Source organism: Mycoplasma sp. OR1901, from assembly GCF_013348745.1.
Taxonomy (GTDB): Bacteria; Bacillota_I; Bacilli_A; order Mycoplasmatales; family Metamycoplasmataceae; genus Mycoplasmopsis.
This window is the reverse complement of sequence record NZ_CP054666.1, coordinates 124,717-145,990: the sequence shown is the minus strand read 5'-3', so window position 1 is coordinate 145,990 and position 21,274 is coordinate 124,717. Positions and strand designations below refer to the sequence as shown.

The following is a 21,274-nucleotide window of genomic DNA, read 5'->3' as shown; positions in this document are numbered from 1 at the left end:
TAACCTTAAATAAAAATATTAAAAAAGATGCTAAAAGCATCAAGAATATTATTATTTCTTTTCTCTGTGAGCTGTATGTGCACCACATTTTGCACAAAATTTATTTAATTCAATTTTTTCTGGGTGAGTTTTTTTGTTCTTTTTAGAAATATAATTTTCCATTTTACATACTGTACAAACTAATGTATAACCTTCTCTTGCCATAATATGCTCCTTTACATGTTTTATTTAAATATTGTATAAATAGTATTTATATTATAATTTAATTTTATTTTTTTAAAAATATTTTTTTTAATTTGAATTGCTTTAAAATAAACTTTTTATTTATTTAGTAACATTTCAATTTCTTTATCATAAATAGGCCCACCTTCAGGGATAGGTGTTTCTAAAATAATTGGTATATTATCAAAATCAGGATCATGTACAAATTTCTTTAATGTATCAAGTCCAATTGTACCTTCTCCAATGTTTGCATGACGATCTTTATGTGAAAAAACTTCGTTTTTAGAATCATTTAAATGTATAACTTTGACATTTTTTAAAATGTCTCATTTTTTTAATTCGTTTTTAAATTCGTCATAATCTTGTAAGTCGTAACCAGCATCTCACATGTGACAAGTATCTAAGCATAATTGTAAACGTTCAGAATTAACAAAATCAAGTAAAAATTTTAGTTGTTCAAAATTTGTTCCAATTTCTGTCCCTTTTCCACTCATTGTTTCAATACATATAACTACATCTTCAGTGTTTTCAATTATGTATCTTAAACTTTGAACTAACTCATCTAAAGCTTCTTGTTCACTATAAACTGTATAAGCTCCAGGGTGTAAAACTAAATATTTTAAACCTAGATAATTCATTCTTTTAATTTCATCAATTAAAAATTCTTTTGCAAAGCTAGATTTTTCTAATGACGCAGGATTAACAATATAAGGTGCATGAACCACAATGTCTTCTTTTGCAATAAATTGTTCGAACTCTTTTTCATATTCTTCCAAGTTAAATTTATCAACACTAACTCTTCTTGTGTTTTGTGGAGCACCTAAGTAAATCATCATTGTATTAGCTTTATTTTTGATTGATTCTTTAACAGAATCAACTAGATATCCAGGACTTTTAAATGATATGTGTGAACCTAATTTAATCATTAATTTCTTCCTTCTCTTTATTTTTATTTTTGTTTTTTTCTTTTTTTGGTTTTTTCAAGTGTTCTTGCATTTCATTTAAGAAAGAACCAGCAATAATACCGGATGGTATTGCGATTATTGCTAAAGCAACTAAAGCATTAACCGAAACTATAATTTTTGTAATTGGTGAATGAGGTAATAAATCACCATAACCAATTGTTGTAAGTGTAATTGTAGCGAAGTATAAAGCATCTATGAAACTAACTACATATCCCGCTTTTAGTGAATCATATTCTGGATAAATTGCATCATATAGAGCTATTTTATCACTCATAGATTCTGGGAAATTATTTTTTAAATAAACCTCTTTGTTTCCTGATCCAATAGCATCAAGGTAAATATCTCAGTATATCTCTTTTGGATTTACTCCTTTTGATAATAAGAAACTATTTCTTTGTTCTTCTAAGTAAGATATTTCGTTACTTCAAATTATAATTGCAAAAATAAATATTAATAATATAGTTAAAAGTAAAACATAGCTTAACACTTTTTTCTGCTTTTTGAATGCTGCAATTATTATTGCAAATGGTGTAAAAATTGTTAATACTCAAAATAGTCTTGCAAATCTAAAAAAGTTTAATAATTTGAAAAGCTCAAATGCCTTTTGTGAAGTTGAATCTAATACAATAAAGTACTCAATAATATGTAAGGATGATAAAATTGAGAGAAATATTACAATACCTTTAAGTGAAAATATGAACTTATAAGAACTTTTATAAACCATCGTTTTATTATCTATTTTTTTATATGTCCTATAGGTTAAAAAGTGTAATACATAATCCATTATAAAGAAAAAGAATGTAAATATTTGAAGTATTGTAATAAAGTTTTTTCAACCTTGGCTAAATGTTTTACCTGTAGTAGCAATTGATAAAATTGATACTAATGAAGCTAAAACTACTAATAATATATAAACAAATTTAAATATTTTTAATTGTGTTTTATATATGTTTTTTCTATCGTGTTTTTCGTCTTTTACGTTTCAAACTATTGGCGTAAGAAACTCAAAAATCGTTTTGTATTTTTTATTTTTCATTTGTCCTCCTTGTAATTAAAAAAAGATAAACCAAAAAGTTTTATCTTTTTGCAGTTCCAATAATTTCAATTGGTATTGTTTTTGTTAAGACTTCATTATTCATCTTACTCTTTGTAATCATATCTTCTATTTTGAAGCCTAAACTTGGGTAATCAATAAAAATTTTGACAACATATTTTTTAATATTATCATAAATAGATTGATATCCAATATCAGTGTAGTTGTATTCTTTTGTTCCTAACGCTTGAGCTAAAGCGACATATGTTTCATGGGTTGAACAAACTATATTATGAATATTATGTTGTCTTAAAAACTTTGAAATTTGTGATATATCTTCTAAAGTTTTTTTAGAGCTAAAAGCATATTCATAATATTCATAATTATTATCCACACATGCACGTTCAAAACCTTGATATCTTTCAGTTTTTTGAGTACTTGAAAGTCTACCATCACTTATAAAGGCAACTTTCTTGCTAACTAAAGAACCATCTTCATTTCTATTCACTGATGAATTAAGTAATTTCTCTGTTAAAGTGTAAAAACCTTTTGTAATATCTACTTTAATTGAGTTAATTCCATTAACTTGATGTTCATATAAAATAACTGTTACGTCTTCTAAACCTTTTAGAAAATCAAACAACTCTTTGTGATATTGAGGCACAAAAACAACTATTGCAGTAGGTTTTCATGAAAAGGCATATCTAATAGCATCCATATACTCTTTTGTTGAATTACCAGCATATGTAGTATTAACCCTTCTACCTTTACGAGCACACGCAATTGTAATACCACTAACAATTGAAGAATAAAGGTTTTGAGCTCAAATTGGCATAATAATAAAAACCGAATTGTCCCTTCCCCTGACTATTCTAGCACCTGTGTTAGGATAAAAATTGTTATTTTCTATTGCTTCTGTAATCTTTGCTCTTGCTTTTTTTGAAACATAACCGTCGTTGTAAAATCTTGAAACGGTAGATACAGAAACATTTGCTTGTTCTGCAATATCTTTATATGAAATTTTTTTCTTCATAAAATTATTATATATTAAAAAAATCTATTTTAATATATTTAACAAATTAAAAACGTTATTTTTATCAGAAAATATATGGAATAAGCATTGTGATTGATTATGAAATTAAAATTACTTTCTTAAGGTGTGTTTAATAGTGCAAATAAACAACTTTAAATTAATAAAAAATACCACATAAATATGCGGTATTCAAATTATTACGTGAAATGAGGGTTATATCTCAAGAAGCGATTTATTAAATAAATCTCACACTTACGTTACGTAAGAATCAATATTATTATAACATAAATTTGTATTTTTCAAAAATAAATTTGATTTTTTAAATAAAAAGCAATTAACAAATAGTTAATTGCTAAATTATTATGATTGGTTTAATTTATTGAATTTAATTGCTCTTTGAACAGCTTTACTTTTTGAAGCGTTTTCCATTGATAAAGCTTCTAAAATAGGAATTCCAACTACGTCATTATTTAAAATTCCAACTGCTAAACCTGATTTACCTTCGATTAAGTACTCAACCGCTTTAGAACCTAATAAAGTTGCTAAAACTCTCTCTTGAGCTGAAGGTTTTCCACCTCTTTGAATGTGGTTTAATGGATTTGAACGTGTATCTCAACCAGTTTTTGCTTGAACTACTTTTTCAAGTTCTTTAATATCGTAGCATTTTTCTGAAACTACAATAATAACACTTCTACGGTTAGGTTGTTTAGTTAATTCTAACGCTGTGTTTGCAATTTCATCCATTGAAGGTTGGAAATCTTTTGTAGCAATAATTTCGGCACCTGTTGCTAAACCTGAGTAAAGTGCTAAATCACCACACCCATTACCCATAACTTCAACAACCATAATTCTTTTGTGACTACGTGCTGTGTCTCTAATTTTATCAATTGCGTCAACAATTGTGTTTAATGCTGTGTCATAACCAATTGTAAAATCACTTGAAGCGATATCGTTATCAATTGTACCAGGCAATCCGATTGTTTTAATTCCTGATTGATGTAATAATTGAGCACCTTGGTAACTTCCATCTCCACCAATTACAACTAAAGCATCGATACCTCTGTTTTTAAGGTTGTTAATTGCAACCTCTCTAACCGCTGGGTCTTTAAATTCAGGGAATCTAGCTGAATAAATTGCTGTTCCACCTTGATTTAAGTATAAATCTAAATCTACATTATCAGCACTAACAATGTTATCGTTATATAAACCTTTATATCCTTCATAAACCAAGAATGCTTCTAAACCGTTTGATTTAGCACCTTTAACAACCGCTCTAACGGCGTTATTCATACCTGGAGCATCACCACCAGATGTTAAAATAGCTATTTTTCTCATTTTGTATCCTTTTTTAATTATCTATAAATATCTATTAAGTTTTTTAATAAACAAACAACAGTCATAGGTCCAACACCACCTGGAACAGGTGATAGTGCTGAAGCTTTTGTAGAAACAGATTCAGCATCCACGTCTCCAACTAATTTTTCAGTTAATTGAGCATCTAAATTAGTACCAACATCTATAACTATTGCACCTTCTTTTATATTTTGTTCTTTAAAATATTCGGCAACACCAATTGCAACTATAACTATATCACCTGTTTCAACACCTTTAACACCAGTGTTTTCGTTATATGTAGCAACATCTGCTCCCATTCTTTTTATTATGTGTGCAAGTGGTTTTCCTACAACGTGACTTCTACCAACCACACAAACTTTTTTACCCTTAACGTCAATTTCATAATGTTCCATTAATTCTAATACTGCACGTGCAGTTGCTGGAACAAAGTGATTTTCTTCAATATCATTATATAGTATAAATTCATTACGACTACTTAATCCGTCAACATCTTTAGTTGTTGGGACAGCATCTAAAATAACTTGTTGTGGAATGTGATCTGGTAGAGGTAATTGAATAATAACACCAGTAGAATCCTCATTAATTATGTCTAATTTTTTAAGCAATGAATTTTGACTTATTGTTTCTGGGAATTTATGTAATACACCTTTAATTCCGATTTCTTCACATTTTCTTAATTTAGCATTTACATATTTTGTTGAAGCAGGATTATCACCAACTTGAACTATCGAAAGAACTGGTAATTCATCTGGGTCGATTTTCTTAACTAGTTCTTTTAATTTTTCAGTTTCTTGTCTTGCTAATTCTTTACCACTTAATATTTTCATTTTAATTCCTCTTCATATTTTTCTAAATTACTACGATGCATTTTTAACTTTTGTTTTTCGGCATCTACTTTTTCTTTAGGTGCACTTTCAACAAACCTTTGATTTGAAAGAATTTTTTCAGCCCTATTTATTTCGAATTTTGTTGTCTCGATTTTCTTTAATAATGACTCTTTATTCTGTTGTTTTTGATCTTCAGAAACAACAATAAATAAAGATTTACCATTTATTGAAATTAAATAATCATTATTTTCTTTTACATTTGAATTTGTCATTTTATTAATAATGTTATATGCATTATCATCTAATTCTAAATCAGTGAAGTAACTAATAGTTTCTTTTTTAGAAATGTTATATTCTTCACGATACTTACGAATTTCGTTAACAACTAAAATAATATTATCAACATATTTTGACTTGTCTTTTTTGTAAAATCTAGGTCATTTAGTTTCTAAAAGTTCTTTATTGTATAACTCTGAATGAATTCTGTCAGTTATAAACGGCATAAACGGATGTAGAATCACTAAAACTTTTCTAAAGATTTCAAGTGTTGTTTTTTTGTTATTATTAACTTTAATAAACTCTAAATATCAACTACTTAAATCATTAAAAATAAATTTATAAATTTCAGAACCTATAACTGTAAAATCATATTTTTTCATTAAACGATTAATGTTTTTTGATAATAATGAGAGTTTATCTAGAATTCATTTATCTGCATCAACCATTTCAGAAGAACTACTTTCAGGTAATTCGTTAATATAATTTGCAATATTTCAAAGTTTGTTATTTATTTTTCAAGCACTTTCGATTTTGTCATCAGAAAATTTAAGATCAAATCCTGGAGTTGAGTTGGTAATTAAAGCTCAACGTAAAGCGTCAGAACCATATTTATCAATAACTTCGATAGGGTCAATTCCATTGTTCAATGATTTTGAAAACTTTCTACCTTGTGCATCACGAACAAGTCCGTGTAGCATAACTTGTTTAAATGGAATTTCATCCATAAACTCAAGACCGAAAAAGTACATACGTGCAATTCAGAAGAAAATTAAGTCAGTACCAGCAACCATTAAACTAGTTGGATAATATCTTTTTAAAGTGTTTGTTTTCTTTGGTCAACCCATGAAAACAAAAGGAGCTAAACCTGAAGAGAATCAAGTGTCTAAAACGTCAGTTTCACGTGTTCAATCGTCACCGGGTGATTCAATTTGAACTTTAACTTCTCCATCTTTATATCAAGCAGGAATTTGATGTCCTCATCAAAGTTGTCTTGAAATAGTTCAATCGTAAACTTTGTCCATTCATTGTTTCATTGTTTTTTTATACTTCTTAGGTAAGAATTTAACACCATCTTTTGATTTAAGATCTTTTAAAATAGAATCTCTAAATGTATCCATTTTTAAGAATCATTGTGGAAGTATTAATGTTTCAATAACTGTTTTTGAACGATCTGAAACAGAAATATTTGATGTGGTTAATTCAACCTTTTCAAGCATATTAATTTTGTCTAAGTATTGTCCAATAGCTTCTCTAGCTTCAAAACGTTCCATTTTATCGAATTGAGTATTAGGAACATTTAAGTAACCAAATTTATCTATTGTTTCGATTAATTCAAAACCATGTTTTTGAATTATTTCAATATCGCTTTCGGCGTGTGTTGATAGTTTCATTACACCAGTACCAAATTTAGGATCTACATAAGTATCCGCAATTATAGGTATTAAGACATTTCTAAGTGGGTGCATAACCTTTTTACCAACTAAGTCAGTAAACCTTTTATCTTTAGGGTTAACAACTAAAGCAACATCACCATATAAAGTTTCACTACGTACTGTAGCTACTGTTAAATATTTATCTGAATTTTCAAGATAATATTTAATGTAAAACATTTTTTGTTCAGTAGGAACATTATTAATTTCAATATTTGAAACTGCTGTTTGAAGTTTTATGTCTCAACTAACTGCACGAACTCCTTTGTAAATAAGTCCTTTGTTATATAAATCAACAAAAACTTTTAGAACAGCTTCATTACTTTCATCATCAAGTGTGAAACGTTCTTTTGAGTAGTCTAACGCTAAACCTAATGTTTGTCATTGGTTTCTAAAATAGTTAGCATATTCTTCTTTTCATTCTCAAATTTTGTTAATAAATGCTTCATAACCTAAATCATGTCTAGTTTGTCCTGTTGTTTTAAATAGAATATCTTCTATTTTTGATTGGGTAGCAATTCCAGCATGATCCATACCAGGTAATCATAGAACATCAAAACCCTTAAGTTTTTTATATCTAATAATTGTATCTGGTATATAAGAATCTAAAGCATGTCCAATATGTAACTTTCCAGTAACATTTGGTGGAGGTAATAATATAGAAAATGGTTTATTTTTTACGTTATGATCCATAAAAAATCTTTTATCTCTTCATTTTTGTTCAATACCATTTTCAACTTTTTTGTGATTATAAACTTTGTCCATAAAACCCCTTATTTAAAGTGTAAATAACTATTATCAATCTAATATTTTAATTATACATTATTTTACTCAAAAAAATAGAATGATAAAGTTACATAAAAATAGCTTTAAAATGAATATTTTTTGAAGGGGAATAATATAAATTTAATTTAAAAAAATGGAAAAAAATAAATAAAAAACCGGGTTTTAACCACAAAATCGGGTTAAATTCATAAAATGATATAATAAAAATATAAAAGAAAAACTAATAAATCAAATAAGGAAACAAATGAAGAGAAATAAAATAACAAAATTACTGTTAATCGGTACTGCTATGTTAAGTATTTCAGCTACAACTACAGCTCTTGTAATGCTAAGACATAAAAAGCAAAAAGATTTACATAGGTATATTAATTTAAACGAGAAAGATCCTAATGATGTAAGCATAGACTATAAAACCTTACTTATTAACTCTTTAGCAGAGAAATTACTTGATGCTCAAGATTTTATAAGAAATAATTCATCCGATGTTGAAAATGCAAAAATAACTAAATTGCAAGATAAATTAAATGATACAACCAAGAATTTAAAAACAACAATTAGAGATAACAAAAAAATATTAAGTGAAATTAACGAAATAAATAACTTAATAGAAGATGCTAAAAAAGTAGATGAAGTTGAAGAAGAAAAATTAAAAGACAAAATCATCAATGTTCCTGCAAATATAGCAAGAGAAAATGTAACTAAAGAACTTAATAACGCTATAAATGAAATTCAAAAAATTGAAACAGAAACAAATGATCCTGCTTTAGATGAGGTGACTAAAAAAGCTAACACTTATATTAATTTAGCTAAAAAATCACTCGAGAACGAAACAAATGTTAATAATATTCAAGCTATTTTAACAATTACTTTAGATAAGAAAACCGAAGTATTATACGCTTCTGAACAAATAAATTTACGTAAAAATCAAATTAAAAATAACGTTCAAGAAATTAAAAATACTTTTGACAAACTTAATATTTTTTACTCAAAAGAGAATAAAACAATTGAAGAAGGGATTTCAAGATATCTAGTATATAATTTTGAAAACTACAATGTTGATGATGAAAAGAATGCATACATATTTGATTTTATAAAAATATATAATGATACAAAAACTGAAGATCAAGACAAGATAAAATTGCCTAATGATATTGTCGAAGCCAAAACTGGTTTAATTAGCTTTTTAAACAAAATGTCACATGATGAAGATTTTCTAACTAACTTCAACAAAATTGAGCTAAGTAATTTAGAAAAATTAGAAAAAATAATTAACCAATGACTATTTTCTAATTATACAATGGATAAATATCATATAGCTACAGACCACTTTAGATTTGGTCGAAAACAAGAGTTGGTCGAAAATAACCGATATAAATGACTTACAGATAATTACTATAGAGATATTCCAAAAATTGATTCTAAATCTAAATATTACAATGATAAATCTATATTAGAAACCGATACTGTTAATTCTGATTGATATTGATTAGATAATTTACAAAACTACAAGTTGTATAATAACAATCAAATTGAGACATTTAAAACTTTTAACAGAGTCTCAAACAATTTTTCAAAAATATTAAATGATATAAATTCTTTATCAACCGAAATCTTTGAAAAGCAGTTTGAAAACTTAAATGAATTAATCGAATCTACTAACGATCAAATGAAATTATTAGATCTTGCAAAACTAGTTTATTCTGAGAACTTTATTAAAGAAATTTACATGGCTACAGCCTTAGATGCCCAAGAAATATTAGTCGAATCTCATAAACCAACTAGTGAAATTTGAGATATATTAAGCAAAGATGAAGAATATTTAAAATTTAAAGAATATTATGTTGCATTACTTAATAATTTTGAGAAATTTACTCCAGATGCAATTAAAAACAAAACGGTAGATATTACAAATATAAAAAATATTTTTAAAGAAAAACTTAATGAATTAAAAGCGAAAAATGATAATAATGAATTAAGTATTTCTGATTTAAATAAGATGAAATCTGGTGACTTTAGAGATCATTATATTTCAGCTCTATTATGAAGCTTTAACGAAGAATTATTAAAACTAGATGAGAATAAAAATATATTAAGCTCAAATAATAAAGTACCTAGAAATTCAGAAGATGTAAAAAACCCTTCAAATTCAATTGATGTTAAAAAATCAAATGAATACTTAGAAAAAACATACAACGAATGATATTTAAATAAAAACAAAGAATTTAAAGATAATATTTATAATTACTTGTCAGATTTCAAAAATAATATCAATGATTCAATATTCTTCAATACATCTTATTTATTCTTTGGAATTGATTATATCCATCCAAATGGTGAAGATATAACAGATCCCGAAGTTAAAAAATATTATAATCATGATTTAAATAATAAACCTGAAATATGAAGTAAAATTTTAAGTTTTAACACAGATAAAATAGGCAAAAACTTTAGACTTAATTTACAATACGGTTTTGATTCATTTATTTATAACCTTTCAAATAACAATAATAAATTAAATTTAAAAGAAATTTATGATTACATCGATCAAGCATTCGCTAAAAAAGCAGATTTCTTTGAAAGTAACAAAGTTGATAAAAAGTTCTATTGAAGTAAAACTAATAATTTCTTTGAAGGAAACCAACAAGAAAAATATAACTTCTATCAAGAAGATATTAAAAAACACTTTAAATCATTAATTGACGCTTTAACTGACGAACAAAAAGTTGCATATATTACAAGACAAAAAATTGAGAATATATTTATTAATTCAAAAGAAATGGATTTCAATATAATACATAACCCAAGTGATATTTTAAATTGAAGAGGTTTATATGTAGTCAACAAGCAATTTGAATATGGTGATGTTTCATCAGCTGAAGAAAAATATTTAAACTTTAAAAACTTTATAAATAAATATTATGATGATAAATTAATCAATTATGAAATAATTTATGTTTTATATAAAATAGCTAAATTCATAAATTCGGACCAATATACAGACGATAGAATGAGTACTATATGAAATGCGTTTACTGAAAACTTTAATTTTAAAAATAACAGTTACGATGATGGTTACTTTGTCGATGAACCAACATTTAAAATCAATAATACACTACTTGAATTAATTAAAGATATTTAATAATTAATGTATGTAAAAATACTAAGCAATAACGCTTAGTATTTTTAATTATTTTATTAATTCAATTGTAATATCGTAATTACCTATTTCCATTCCACTACTACTTAAAGAATATTTAAATTGATATTTAGTATCATTAAAGTCTTTAAAAGTTCAGTGTGATGTTAAAGAGATACTTTGTTCACCTATTTCGTATTCAAAGTCAACTTCGTTTTGGTAAGCTAAAAATATGCTTGCATTAGATGAAAAAATATTTATTTCATCTTCGCTAATTTCAATTCTATTTTTATCTTTACTTTGCGGATCTAAAAAGTCATATGAAGTAAATTTACCATCAACTGCTTTTTGGTATTCTACTTCAAATTCAATTTTGTTATCTTCACCATTTTGATGAATTATTGATAAAAATTTTAATTTCATATTAGTACTTATTTAAAGATTCTAAAATAAAATCTTGTCCAAATAAATAAATTGCTTTAGCTAATTCAGGACCATGTTCATGTGAAGTTGCTGCTAATCTAATAGGCATAAATAACTTTTTACCTTTTACATTTAATTCTTTTTGAACACTTTGAATTACTTCTTGAATGTCTTCAATTGTGAACAAGTTGTTTTTGACTTTATTAACTAGTAATTCTTTAAACTTATACACAACTTCTAATTCTTCTTGTGAAAATTCAATTTTTGTATTAATAGGATTTTTATAGATATCTAAATTAGCAAGTAATTCACTTGTTGTTGCACAACTTTGCTTAAATGTATCTATAAAGATATTTAATCATTCATTCGAAAAGTTACTTTCGTTTTCAAATAAGTAAAGTAATTCTGTACTATCAGTGTTTTTTAGATATTGTTTTGAAAATCAGTTCATTTTAGAGATATCAAATTTTGTAGGGCTCTTACTTAATCTTTCTGCTTCAAATTTAGCAATTATTTCTTCGTGAGACATTAATTCGCTACCATCATGTGCGGTTCAACCTAATAGTGTTAAAAAGTTAAATATACCGTGTGGAACATACCCTTCTTCTTTATAGTCAGAAATGAATTGTTTTAATGATGTATCACGTTTAGATAACTTTTTACCCTCCATATTTGTAATAATGGTTAGGTGTCCAAATTCAGGTCTATCTCATTTTAAGTAATTGTATAAAACTAATTGTTTAGGAGTGTTCCCGATGTGTTCTTCACCTCTTAAAACGTGTGTAATTTCCATGTCATGATCATCAACAACAACCGCAAAATTATAAGTTGGATACCCGTCAGATTTAAATACAACTCAATCTGTGATATCACTTGAGTTAAATGAAATTTTACCTCTAACAATATCATTTCAAGATAATTCTTCATTTTTAGGAATACTTAATCTTATTGAATATTCACCATTTTTATCTCTTTTTTGACGTTCTTCATCACTGATTTTTAATCAGTTTTTATCATATCTAAAGTTAGGAATTCCTTTTTGATCACTCTCTAATTTTTGTTGTTCTAATTCTTCAGTAGTATCATACGCTTTATAAACAACACCTAATTCGAATAATTGATTTAAAACTTCTCTATATCTATCTAACTTTTCACTTTGTCTATATTTACCATATTTTTCATTTGGTTTAAGTGGTGATTCATCTGGCACTATACCTAGTCAAGCAAGATTTTCTAATTGAGATTCTTCTCCACCTTCAACATTTCTTTTAATATCAGTATCTTCTAGTCTGAAAATAAAATCACCATTATTATGTTTAGCAAATAAATAATTAAATAACGCAGTTCTAGCACCACCTATGTGTAAAAACCCTGTAGGGCTAGGTGCATATCTTGTTCTAATTTTTTTCATATTGTATTTTCCTTTTTTTAAAAAATAAATTTATATTTTTGTAAAAAGAATATAATTTTAGTGCATCATTAGCTCAGCGGGTAGAGCAACTGGCTCTTAACCAGTGGGTCGCAGGTTCGAACCCTGTATGATGTACCATTTTTTTATACTTTTTTTATTCAAAAATGCTAGCAACCTAGCATTTTTATATTATTCATACTTTTCAGGATGTTCTTGTTGCATTTTTGTTATAAATTCTTTTTTATCCATTGAACCGTATTCGTTCATTAAATGTACACATTCTTCATATTCTTGTAAAGCTCAATCTACATTTTCAAAACCAGATACTTTTGTAATCCCTGGTCTTTTTCAATTTTTATAAGTACTGAAAAATGTTTCAACTGTTTTTAAAAATGGTTCCGGTAGATCTTCTAAAGTTTTTATGTTATCTAAACGATAATCATCAGCATGTACTGCAACTAATTTTGTATCAGTTTCACCATCATCAATCATTTTCATTGCACCAATAATTCTAGCTTTTAATGAAACTCCTGGTTGGAATGTTTCTTCAGAATATAATAAAACATCTAATTCATCACCGTCTCAATCAAGAGCATTTGGAACAAAACCATAATTACATGGATAAACGAAGTCTCCACGTAAAATACGGTCAACTTCTATAGCTTTTGTTTTTCTATTGTATTCATATTTTATTCTTGAATTTTTTTGTATTTCAATTTTTACATCTATTATATTTTTCATTCCTATATTATACAATAATTTAAAGACAATATTTAAACTAATACTAATAAACTTTAATTATTTCTAAGAGAATTAATTATTTCCTGCTGTAATTCAGTATTTTCTTTTAAATATTCCTTCATGTTCTTTTTACCTTGAGCTACACTATTTCCATCAACATAGTATCAAGCTCCTTTTTTAGTAAATTTACCTAATAGTTCACCCATATCAACAAGTTCATTTAATTTATCAATTCCTGAATCAAAAAAGAACTCAGTTTGTGCATTTTTATACGGTGGTGCTATTTTATTTTTTACAACTTTTAATTTTATCTCTGCACCAATAATATCTTTATTTTCAACAATCGGACTACCTTTTCTAACTTCAACCCTAATTGATGAATAGAATTTTAAAGCACGTCCTCCTGGTGTTGTTTCAGGACTACCAAAAATAACTCCTACCTTTTCTCTTATTTGGTTAATAAATATTATAGTAGTTTTATTTTTGTTTGAATTTGCAGTTATTTTTCTAAGTGCTTTTGACATAAGTCTTGCTTGTGCACCGATTTGTTGATCACTCATCTCACCATTTAATTCGGATTCAGGAACCAAAGCTGCAACACTATCTACAACAATTAAGTCAATTTTTCCTGATTTAACCAAAATATCAACAATATCTAAAGCTTGTTCTCCTGAATCTGGTTGAGATAAAATTAGCTGATCTGTATCTACCCCAATTTTTTGTGCAAAACTAGGATCAATAGAGTGTTCAGCATCAATAAAAGCAGCTAAACCTCCTTGTTTTTGAACTTCAGCAATAGCATGTAAAGTTAGAGTTGTTTTACCTGAACTTTCTGGTCCGTATATTTCTATAATTCTACCTTTTGGATACCCGAATCCTCCTAACAAGTTATCAAGTATATAACTCCCACTGTGAAATGTTTCTAAATCTATTTCTGGTACATCTCCGAGAAACATGATAGTTTCTTTACCATATTTTTTCTCAATTATATTTATAATATTTTTTAATTCTTGATCGTTATTCATTATTCCTCCGAATAATAATTGTCTGTAAAACTAAAATAGCACTATAAAAGAACACTTTTTATTAAAATATATAATAAATTATATAAAAAAATGCCCTTCTGGGCTTATTCTCTGAAAACTGAATAGTAAATTAATAATTCATTAAAATGTCTTAAATACACCTTAACTTCTAAACCTATCAATTTATTAGTAATGGTCAGCTAAATGTATTACTACACTTACACATCCATCCTATCAACCTCGTAGTCTACAAGGAATTTCAAGGGAATACTTATCTCTGAGGAGGCTTCCCACTTAGATGCTTTCAGCGGTTATCCTTTCCGTACTTAGCTACCCAGCTATGCTCCTGGCGGAACAACTGGAACACCAGCGGTACGTCCACTCCGGTCCTCTCGTACTAAGAGCAGCTCTCATCAATATTCCAACGCCCACATCAGATAGGGACCGAACTGTCTCACGACGTTCTGAACCCAGCTCGCGTACCGCTTTAATTGGCGAACAGCCAAACCCTTGGAACCGACTCCAGCTCCAGGATGCGATGAGCCGACATCGAGGTGCCAAACCTTGCCGTCGATGTGATCTCTTGGGCAAGATAAGCCTGTTATCCCCAGGGTAACTTTTATCCGTTGAGCGACTGCCGTTCCATGACGTACAGCCGGATCACTAAGTCCTGCTTTCGCACCTGCTCGACTTGTAGGTCTCGCAGTTAAGCACACTTCTACCTTTGCGCTCTACATACAGTTTCTGACTGTATTGAGTGTACCTTTGAACGCCTCCGTTACTTTTTAGGAGGCGACCGCCCCAGTCAAACTACCCACCACGCACTGTCTCCTCGCCGGATGACGGCGACAGGTTAGAAACTCAACATACCAAGGGTGGTATTTCAAGGTCGACTACTCTAAGACTAGCGTCTTAGCATCAGCGTCTCCCACCTATCCTACACATGTTAGGCCAAGTTCCAATACGAAGTTGTAGTAAAGCTCCATGGGGTCTTTTCGTCTTGATGCGGGTACCCAGCGTTTTCACTGGGACCATAATTTCACCGAGTCCAATGTTGAGACAGTTGAGAGATCATTGCGCCTTTCGTGCAGGTCAGTATTTAGCCGACAAGGAATTTCGCTACCTTAGGACCGTTATAGTTACGGCCGCCGTTCACCCGGGCTTCATTTCAACGCTTCGCATAAGCTAACGCATCCACTTAACCTTCGGGCACTGGGCAGGCTTCACCCCCTATACATCACCTTGCGGTTTAGCAGAGAGTTGTGTTTTTGATAAACAGTTGCCCCTCACAATTTACTGTGGCCAACCAAAAGTTGGCACCCCTTCTCGCGAACTTACGGGGTTAATTTGCAGAGTTCCTTAACATTGGTTTTCTCGCTCGCCTTAGAATACTCATCTTGGGAACGTGTGTCCGTTCTCGGTACAGGTGACCATACGTTTAAACGTTTAGAAGCTTTTCTTGGAAGCATGAAATCACACAATTCAGCCTTTCGGCCTATGACTCGCAACTCCCGGTTAGAGGATACGCATTTAACTATATCCACCAGTCGTTACTTACCCCACAATCCATTAAGTGGTAGTGTTATCCTTCTCCGTCACTCCATCACTACGTACAGCCAGTACAGGAATATTAACCTGTTATCCATCGGATACGCCTTTCGGCCTCTCCTTAGGTCCTGACTAACCCTGGGTGGACGAACCTTCCCCAGGAAACCTTTCCCAATAGGCGTTGAGGATTCTCACCTCAAATCGTTACTCATACCGGCATTCTCACTTCTTAGCGCTCCACCAGTCCTCACGGTCTGACTTCGCCGCACTAAGAACGCTCCTCTAACGTACTTTCGTACCCGTGGCTTCGGTATCGTGTTTTACTCCCGTTACATTATTGGCGCAAGTTCTCTTGACTAGTGAGCTATTACGCACTCTTTAAAGGGTGGCTGCTTCTAAGCCAACCTCCTAGTTGTTTATGAAAACTCACAACCTTTCTGACTTAACACGATTTTGGGACCTTAGCCGACGATCTGGGTTGTTGCCCTCGCGAGCCGGGACGTTAGCACCCCGGTTCCGACTGCATGATAATACACAATGGTATTCGGAGTTTGATTATAGTCAGTACCGCTAGGCGCGGCCATTCCATATTCAGTGCTCTACCACCAAAGTTTAACATCACACGCTAGCCCTAAAGCTATTTCGAGGAGAACCAGCTATCTCCAAGTTCGATTGGAATTTCTCCGCTATTCACAAGTCATCCGGGCACTTTTCAGCGTACTACGGTTCGGCCCTCCACTTGGTGTTATCCAAGCTTCAGCCTGCTCATGAATAGATCACATGGTTTCGGGTATATGTCAACATACTAAGCGCCCTATTAAGACTCGATTTCTCTACGGCTCCGCTTTTATCCACTTAACCTCGCATGTTAACATAACTCGCCGGTCCATACTGCAAGATGTACGCCATCACGCATTAACGCGCTCTGACTAATTGTAAGTAAGTTGTTTCAGATTCTATTTCACTCCCCTCCCGGGGTTCTTTTCACCTTTCCCTCACGGTACTAGTTCACTATCGGTGTCTGGTTAGTATTTAGCCTTACCGGATGGTCCCGGCAGATTCAGACAGGGTTTCACGTGCCCCGCCCTACTCAGGATACTATCAGAAGATCTTGCCATTTCGCATACGGGAGTATCACCCTCTATGCTAAAGTTTCCCAACTTATTCTGCTATGACAAAATTTTGTAACTTCATGTAGATAGTCCTACAACCCCAACATAAATGTTGGTTTGGGCTCTTCCATGTTCGCTCGCCGCTACTAATGGAATCATTATTTATTTTCTCTTCCTGTTGCTACTAAGATGTTTCAGTTCACAACGTGTCTCGTCATTAGAACTATGTATTCATTCTAATGCAATTAGATATTACTCTAATTAGGTTTCCCCATTCGGAAATCCCCGTATCGTAGCTTATATCCAGCTCCACGAGGCTTATCGCAGGTAATCACGTCCTTCTTCGACTTCCAGACCCAAGGCATCCACAACTCACTCTTACTTATTTAAAAGTTATTTCAATATTTTCCTATTGTTTGTTGATGTATTCAAAGACATTTTAATAAATTATTATTTTAATAATAATTACTCGGTATCACAAAACAAATTGACTAATTTAATTTATTTTTTTGATGTCGTTGTTATATTAATTTATCTTTACTATTCAGTTTTCAAAGAACAAAGAGAGAAGTTCTCTCAAAACTAGATATATAAATCTTTCTGACCATTAAAGAAAGCCATGACTCAAATATTAAATAAATAAAAATGGTCTTAAAAGTTAGTAATTGTTACTAAAATGAATTGTAACTTATGTACTCCGTAGAAAGGAGGTAATCCATCCCCACGTTCTCGTAGGGATACCTTGTTACGACTTCACCCCAGTCACCGGCCCTGCCTTAGGCAGTTGTCTCCGTAGTTAACAAAACCGACTTCGGGCATTACCAGCTCCCATGGTGTGACGGGCGGTGTGTACAAGACCCGAGAACGTATTCACCGTAGCGTAGCTGATCTACGATTACTAGCGATTCCGACTTCATGTAGTCGAGTTGCAGACTACAATCCGAACTGAGAATAGTTTTTTGAGATTTGCTCCACGTCACCGTATTGCTTCTCTTTGTACTATCCATTGTAGCACGTGTGTTGCCCCACTCGTAAGAGGCATGATGATTTGACGTCGTCCCCACCTTCCTCCCAATTACTCGGGCAGTCTCCTTAGGATATTTAACTAAGGATGAGGGTTGCGCTCGTTGCAGGACTTAACCGAACATCTCACGACACGAGCTGACGACAACCATGCACCATCTGTCATTCCGTTAGCCTCCACTATATCTCTATAGCTTTGCGGAAGATGTCAAGAGTGGGTAAGGTTCTACGCGTATCTTCAAATTAAACCACATGCTCCACCGCTTGTGCGGGTCCCCGTCAATTCCTTTAAGTTTCACTCTTGCGAGCATACTACTCAGGCGGATGATTTAATGCGTTAGCTGCGCCGATAGTTCTCTATCAGCTAATCATCATCGTTTACAGCGTGGACTACCAGGGTATCTAATCCTGTTTGCTCCCCACGCTTTCGTCTCTCAGTGTCAATATGTGCCCAGTTAGCTGCCTTCGCCATGTTGGTGTTCTTCCTAATATCTACGCATTTCACCGCTTCACTAGGAATTCCGCTAACCTCTACACAATTCTAGCGTGCCAGTATCCAACGCAATTTGGGGTTGAGCCCCAAGTTTTAACGCCAGACTTAACACACAACCTACAGACGCTTTACGCCCAATAATTCCGGATAACGCTTGCAACCTATGTATTACCGCGGCTGCTGGCACATAGTTAGCCGTTGCTTTCTGACAAGGTACCGTCAAGGCAATAGCATTTCCTCTATTGCTTTTTCTTCCCTTATAACAGCAGTTTACAACCCGAAGGCCGTCTTCCTGCACGCTGTGTCGCTCCATCAGACTTTCGTCCATTGTGGAAAATTCCCTACTGCTGCCTCCCGTAGGAGTCTGGGCCGTATCTCAGTCCCAGTGTGGCGGATCAGTCTCTCAACCCCGCTAAACATCATCGTCTTGGTGAGCCATTACCTCACCAACAAACTAATGTTCCGCACCCCGATCCCCTAGTGAAGCAAACGCTCCTTTTATATTAGTTTGATGCCAAACTAATAAGTATCCGGTATTAGCGATAATTTCTCATCGTTATCCCAATCTAGAGGGCACGTTAAGTACGTGTTACTCACCCATTCGCCGCTAAGTTCCGAAGAACTCCGCTCGACATGCATGTATTAGGCACACAGCCAGCGTTCATCCTGAGCCAGGATCAAACTCTCGAAAAAATTGACTGTCATGTTTTATTGTATATATCTAGTTTTCAAAGAACTTTTTGTCTACCTTCTTAATGGGTAGCTCAATTATTATAGCACATAAATCAAATAACAAGAAATATTTTTTTATTTTTTTAAATAATTATAAATATAGAATATTTATCTGGATAAATGTGTTGGAATAATTATAACCTAAAACAAAAATAAAAAAAGCGCTTTTTCGCACTTTTTTTATTTTTATATTAAACCTTGGTTTTTCAAAGTTTTTAAAGTTTTAGCTGAAACTCTTAATGACATTCTTTGTCCATCGATTGTAACTCTCACTTTTTGTAAGTTAACATTAAATTTTCTTTTTGAAGCATTTAAAGCGTGTGAACGTTTGTTACCTGATTGTGGTCCAACACCTGATATTTGACATCTTCTTGACATATATTAATCTCCTTGTTATATTAAATTAATTATTATTGTGTAAATATAATATAAAAGATTATTACTTACGAATGTTTAATAAATCAGTTACTTTGTTGTATTCGTTTAAATCAGATGCTTTTAAATGTTTTAATAAAACTTTACGTTGTGAGATTTTAGCTAAGAAACCTCTACGTGAGTGATTGTCTTTTGGATTGTTTAAAAAATGTGGTTTTAATTTTTCAATGTCTTCAGTTAAAATAGCAATTTGAACAGAAATGTTTCCTGTATCTTTTGCATTTTTACCGAATTGTGAAACTAATTCAGCTTTTCTAGTTTTTGAAACCATAATTCTCCTTAAAATTTAAAATTATGTTTTAACCAAGCATAATTATTAATTTAAAATTAAACCTAGTTAAAATTTATGTTTTGCATACTTTTATTTGTTAAATGCTTTTGAATTATAACATATATTTAATATTTATCATTTGAATATTTTTCTAAAAAGTATTTTTTATTATCTATAAAATCAGTATCTAAAATTTTATCTGAATTTTTATCTGATATTTTTCTATACTGTCTTAGAACTTCAACGAAAACTTCTTTATTGTGAAAAGAATGTCAATCAAAATCTTGGTCAGCTTCAAATAATAGGACTTGATATTCGCTTTCTAAATTTATATATAGAAGTGAGAAAAAAGTAAAATCATTCATATGCATGAAGGATGTATAAATTCCGGGTTGCATTCTTAATAAATTATTAGGTAATTCTAAAGTCATATTTTCCTTTAGAACTCCATTAAAAATATAATTTCTTACTAATAATTTATTTGCCAAATCAATATCACCAAATTTTAAAGAATCTTTAATCATCGAGGAACTTATTTTGATATTTAATAGTTTAAAAATCTCGATATTTTTAACTTCTATATTTTCAATATATTTGGGAATATCTTGCAATTTATATTGTGCGTTTTTCCCAAAACGAAAATCATTACCAGCAATAAATGAAACTTTCTTATTTTGTGCAATTTTTTTAATAAACTCAATACCATCTAAATTCTTTATTTCAGAAAAATTAAGTTCTATTATCGCATCAAATTCTAGTTCCAAAATAGAAAAATATTTTGATTCATTTGTGTAAATGATATCTTTATCAAATAAATGCTTAGTATCGTCGTTGTTGAAGTTTATTAATATTTTTCTGCCTTTATAATTCAATAATTCCTTATAAAGTTGATAGTGTCCTAAATGAAAAGATTCGAAGGCTCCGATTAAAAAAGCATCGTTTTCTTGTGCTTCAAAATTTTTTAAATTATAAATAAGTAAATCGTTTGTCAAT

The 21,274-nt window shown here is 30.6% G+C and carries 15 protein-coding genes, 1 tRNA gene and 2 rRNA genes; 2 read left to right on the top strand and 16 right to left on the bottom strand.

Annotation, left to right across the window (positions count from 1 at the left end; genetic code table 4):
• Positions 1-51: 51 nt before the first annotated feature.
• The 7 genes from rpmG to HTZ87_RS00615 form a co-directional block, all read right to left on the bottom strand.
• The gene (gene rpmG, locus HTZ87_RS00645) at positions 52-204 is read right to left on the bottom strand and encodes a 50S ribosomal protein L33 (RefSeq protein ID WP_174892645.1); all 153 of its coding nucleotides are present in this window, start codon (positions 202-204) and stop codon (positions 52-54) included.
• A 116-nt stretch (positions 205-320) separates the two neighbouring features.
• Positions 321-1,148, bottom strand: a complete 828-nt coding sequence (locus HTZ87_RS00640; RefSeq protein WP_174892644.1) for a deoxyribonuclease IV — start codon at positions 1,146-1,148, stop codon at positions 321-323.
• Positions 1,141-2,223, bottom strand: coding sequence for a potassium channel family protein (locus tag HTZ87_RS00635; RefSeq protein ID WP_174892643.1), 1,083 nt, complete (start codon positions 2,221-2,223; stop codon positions 1,141-1,143). Before HTZ87_RS00635 ends, HTZ87_RS00640 begins: the two co-directional genes overlap by 8 nt.
• A gap of 40 nt (positions 2,224-2,263) precedes the next feature.
• Entirely contained in the window at positions 2,264-3,253 is a 990-nt protein-coding gene (locus tag HTZ87_RS00630) for a LacI family DNA-binding transcriptional regulator (protein ID WP_254616017.1), read from the bottom strand.
• Between the two features lie 360 nt (positions 3,254-3,613).
• A complete protein-coding gene (gene pfkA, locus HTZ87_RS00625; RefSeq protein ID WP_174892642.1) occupies positions 3,614-4,588 on the bottom strand; it encodes a 6-phosphofructokinase in 975 nt (324 codons plus the stop codon).
• A gap of 17 nt (positions 4,589-4,605) precedes the next feature.
• Positions 4,606-5,436 (bottom strand): bifunctional 5,10-methylenetetrahydrofolate dehydrogenase/5,10-methenyltetrahydrofolate cyclohydrolase, encoded by an 831-nt coding sequence (locus HTZ87_RS00620; RefSeq protein ID WP_174892641.1) that lies wholly within the window; start codon positions 5,434-5,436, stop codon positions 4,606-4,608.
• Entirely contained in the window at positions 5,424-7,910 is a 2,487-nt protein-coding gene (locus HTZ87_RS00615) for a valine--tRNA ligase (RefSeq protein ID WP_174892640.1), read from the bottom strand. Before HTZ87_RS00615 ends, HTZ87_RS00620 begins: the two co-directional genes overlap by 13 nt.
• Positions 7,911-8,175: 265 nt before the next feature.
• Between HTZ87_RS00615 and HTZ87_RS00610 the strand changes: the two genes are divergently transcribed.
• Positions 8,176-11,070, top strand: a complete 2,895-nt coding sequence (locus tag HTZ87_RS00610) for a hypothetical protein (protein WP_174892639.1) — start codon at positions 8,176-8,178, stop codon at positions 11,068-11,070.
• A 48-nt stretch (positions 11,071-11,118) separates the two neighbouring features.
• Here HTZ87_RS00610 and HTZ87_RS00605 read toward each other — a convergent pair whose 3' ends face one another.
• Positions 11,119-11,490 carry a hypothetical protein gene (locus HTZ87_RS00605; RefSeq protein ID WP_174892638.1) on the bottom strand — a complete coding sequence of 124 codons (372 nt, stop codon included), beginning with the start codon at positions 11,488-11,490 and terminating at the stop codon, positions 11,119-11,121.
• Position 11,491: 1 nt separating this feature from the next.
• Positions 11,492-12,901 (bottom strand): glutamate--tRNA ligase, encoded by a 1,410-nt coding sequence (gene gltX, locus HTZ87_RS00600; RefSeq protein ID WP_174892637.1) that lies wholly within the window; start codon positions 12,899-12,901, stop codon positions 11,492-11,494.
• Between the two features lie 62 nt (positions 12,902-12,963).
• Between gltX and HTZ87_RS00595 the strand changes: the two genes are divergently transcribed.
• Positions 12,964-13,039 (top strand) — tRNA-Lys (locus tag HTZ87_RS00595).
• Positions 13,040-13,090: 51 nt separating this feature from the next.
• Here the strand turns inward: HTZ87_RS00595 and HTZ87_RS00590 are convergent.
• The 7 genes from HTZ87_RS00590 to HTZ87_RS00560 form a co-directional block, all read right to left on the bottom strand.
• Positions 13,091-13,642 carry an inorganic diphosphatase gene (locus HTZ87_RS00590; RefSeq protein ID WP_174892636.1) on the bottom strand — a complete coding sequence of 184 codons (552 nt, stop codon included), beginning with the start codon at positions 13,640-13,642 and terminating at the stop codon, positions 13,091-13,093.
• Positions 13,643-13,695: 53 nt separating this feature from the next.
• The gene (gene recA, locus HTZ87_RS00585; RefSeq protein ID WP_174892635.1) at positions 13,696-14,667 is read right to left on the bottom strand and encodes a recombinase RecA; all 972 of its coding nucleotides are present in this window, start codon (positions 14,665-14,667) and stop codon (positions 13,696-13,698) included.
• Positions 14,668-14,832: 165 nt separating this feature from the next.
• Positions 14,833-17,719: ribosomal RNA gene (locus HTZ87_RS00580) — 23S ribosomal RNA — on the bottom strand.
• Between the two features lie 311 nt (positions 17,720-18,030).
• Positions 18,031-19,536, bottom strand: a 16S ribosomal RNA gene (locus tag HTZ87_RS00575).
• Together the 16S and 23S rRNA genes form the textbook arrangement of a ribosomal RNA operon.
• Positions 19,537-19,761: 225 nt before the next feature.
• Positions 19,762-19,953, bottom strand: a complete 192-nt coding sequence (gene rpmB / locus HTZ87_RS00570) for a 50S ribosomal protein L28 (RefSeq protein WP_174892634.1) — start codon at positions 19,951-19,953, stop codon at positions 19,762-19,764.
• Between the two features lie 61 nt (positions 19,954-20,014).
• The gene (rpsO, locus tag HTZ87_RS00565; RefSeq protein WP_174892633.1) at positions 20,015-20,281 is read right to left on the bottom strand and encodes a 30S ribosomal protein S15; all 267 of its coding nucleotides are present in this window, start codon (positions 20,279-20,281) and stop codon (positions 20,015-20,017) included.
• A 125-nt stretch (positions 20,282-20,406) separates the two neighbouring features.
• On the bottom strand, positions 20,407-21,273 hold the full coding sequence (locus HTZ87_RS00560; protein ID WP_174892632.1) for an FAD synthase: 867 nt from the start codon (positions 21,271-21,273) through the stop codon (positions 20,407-20,409).
• Position 21,274 lies beyond the last annotated feature (1 nt).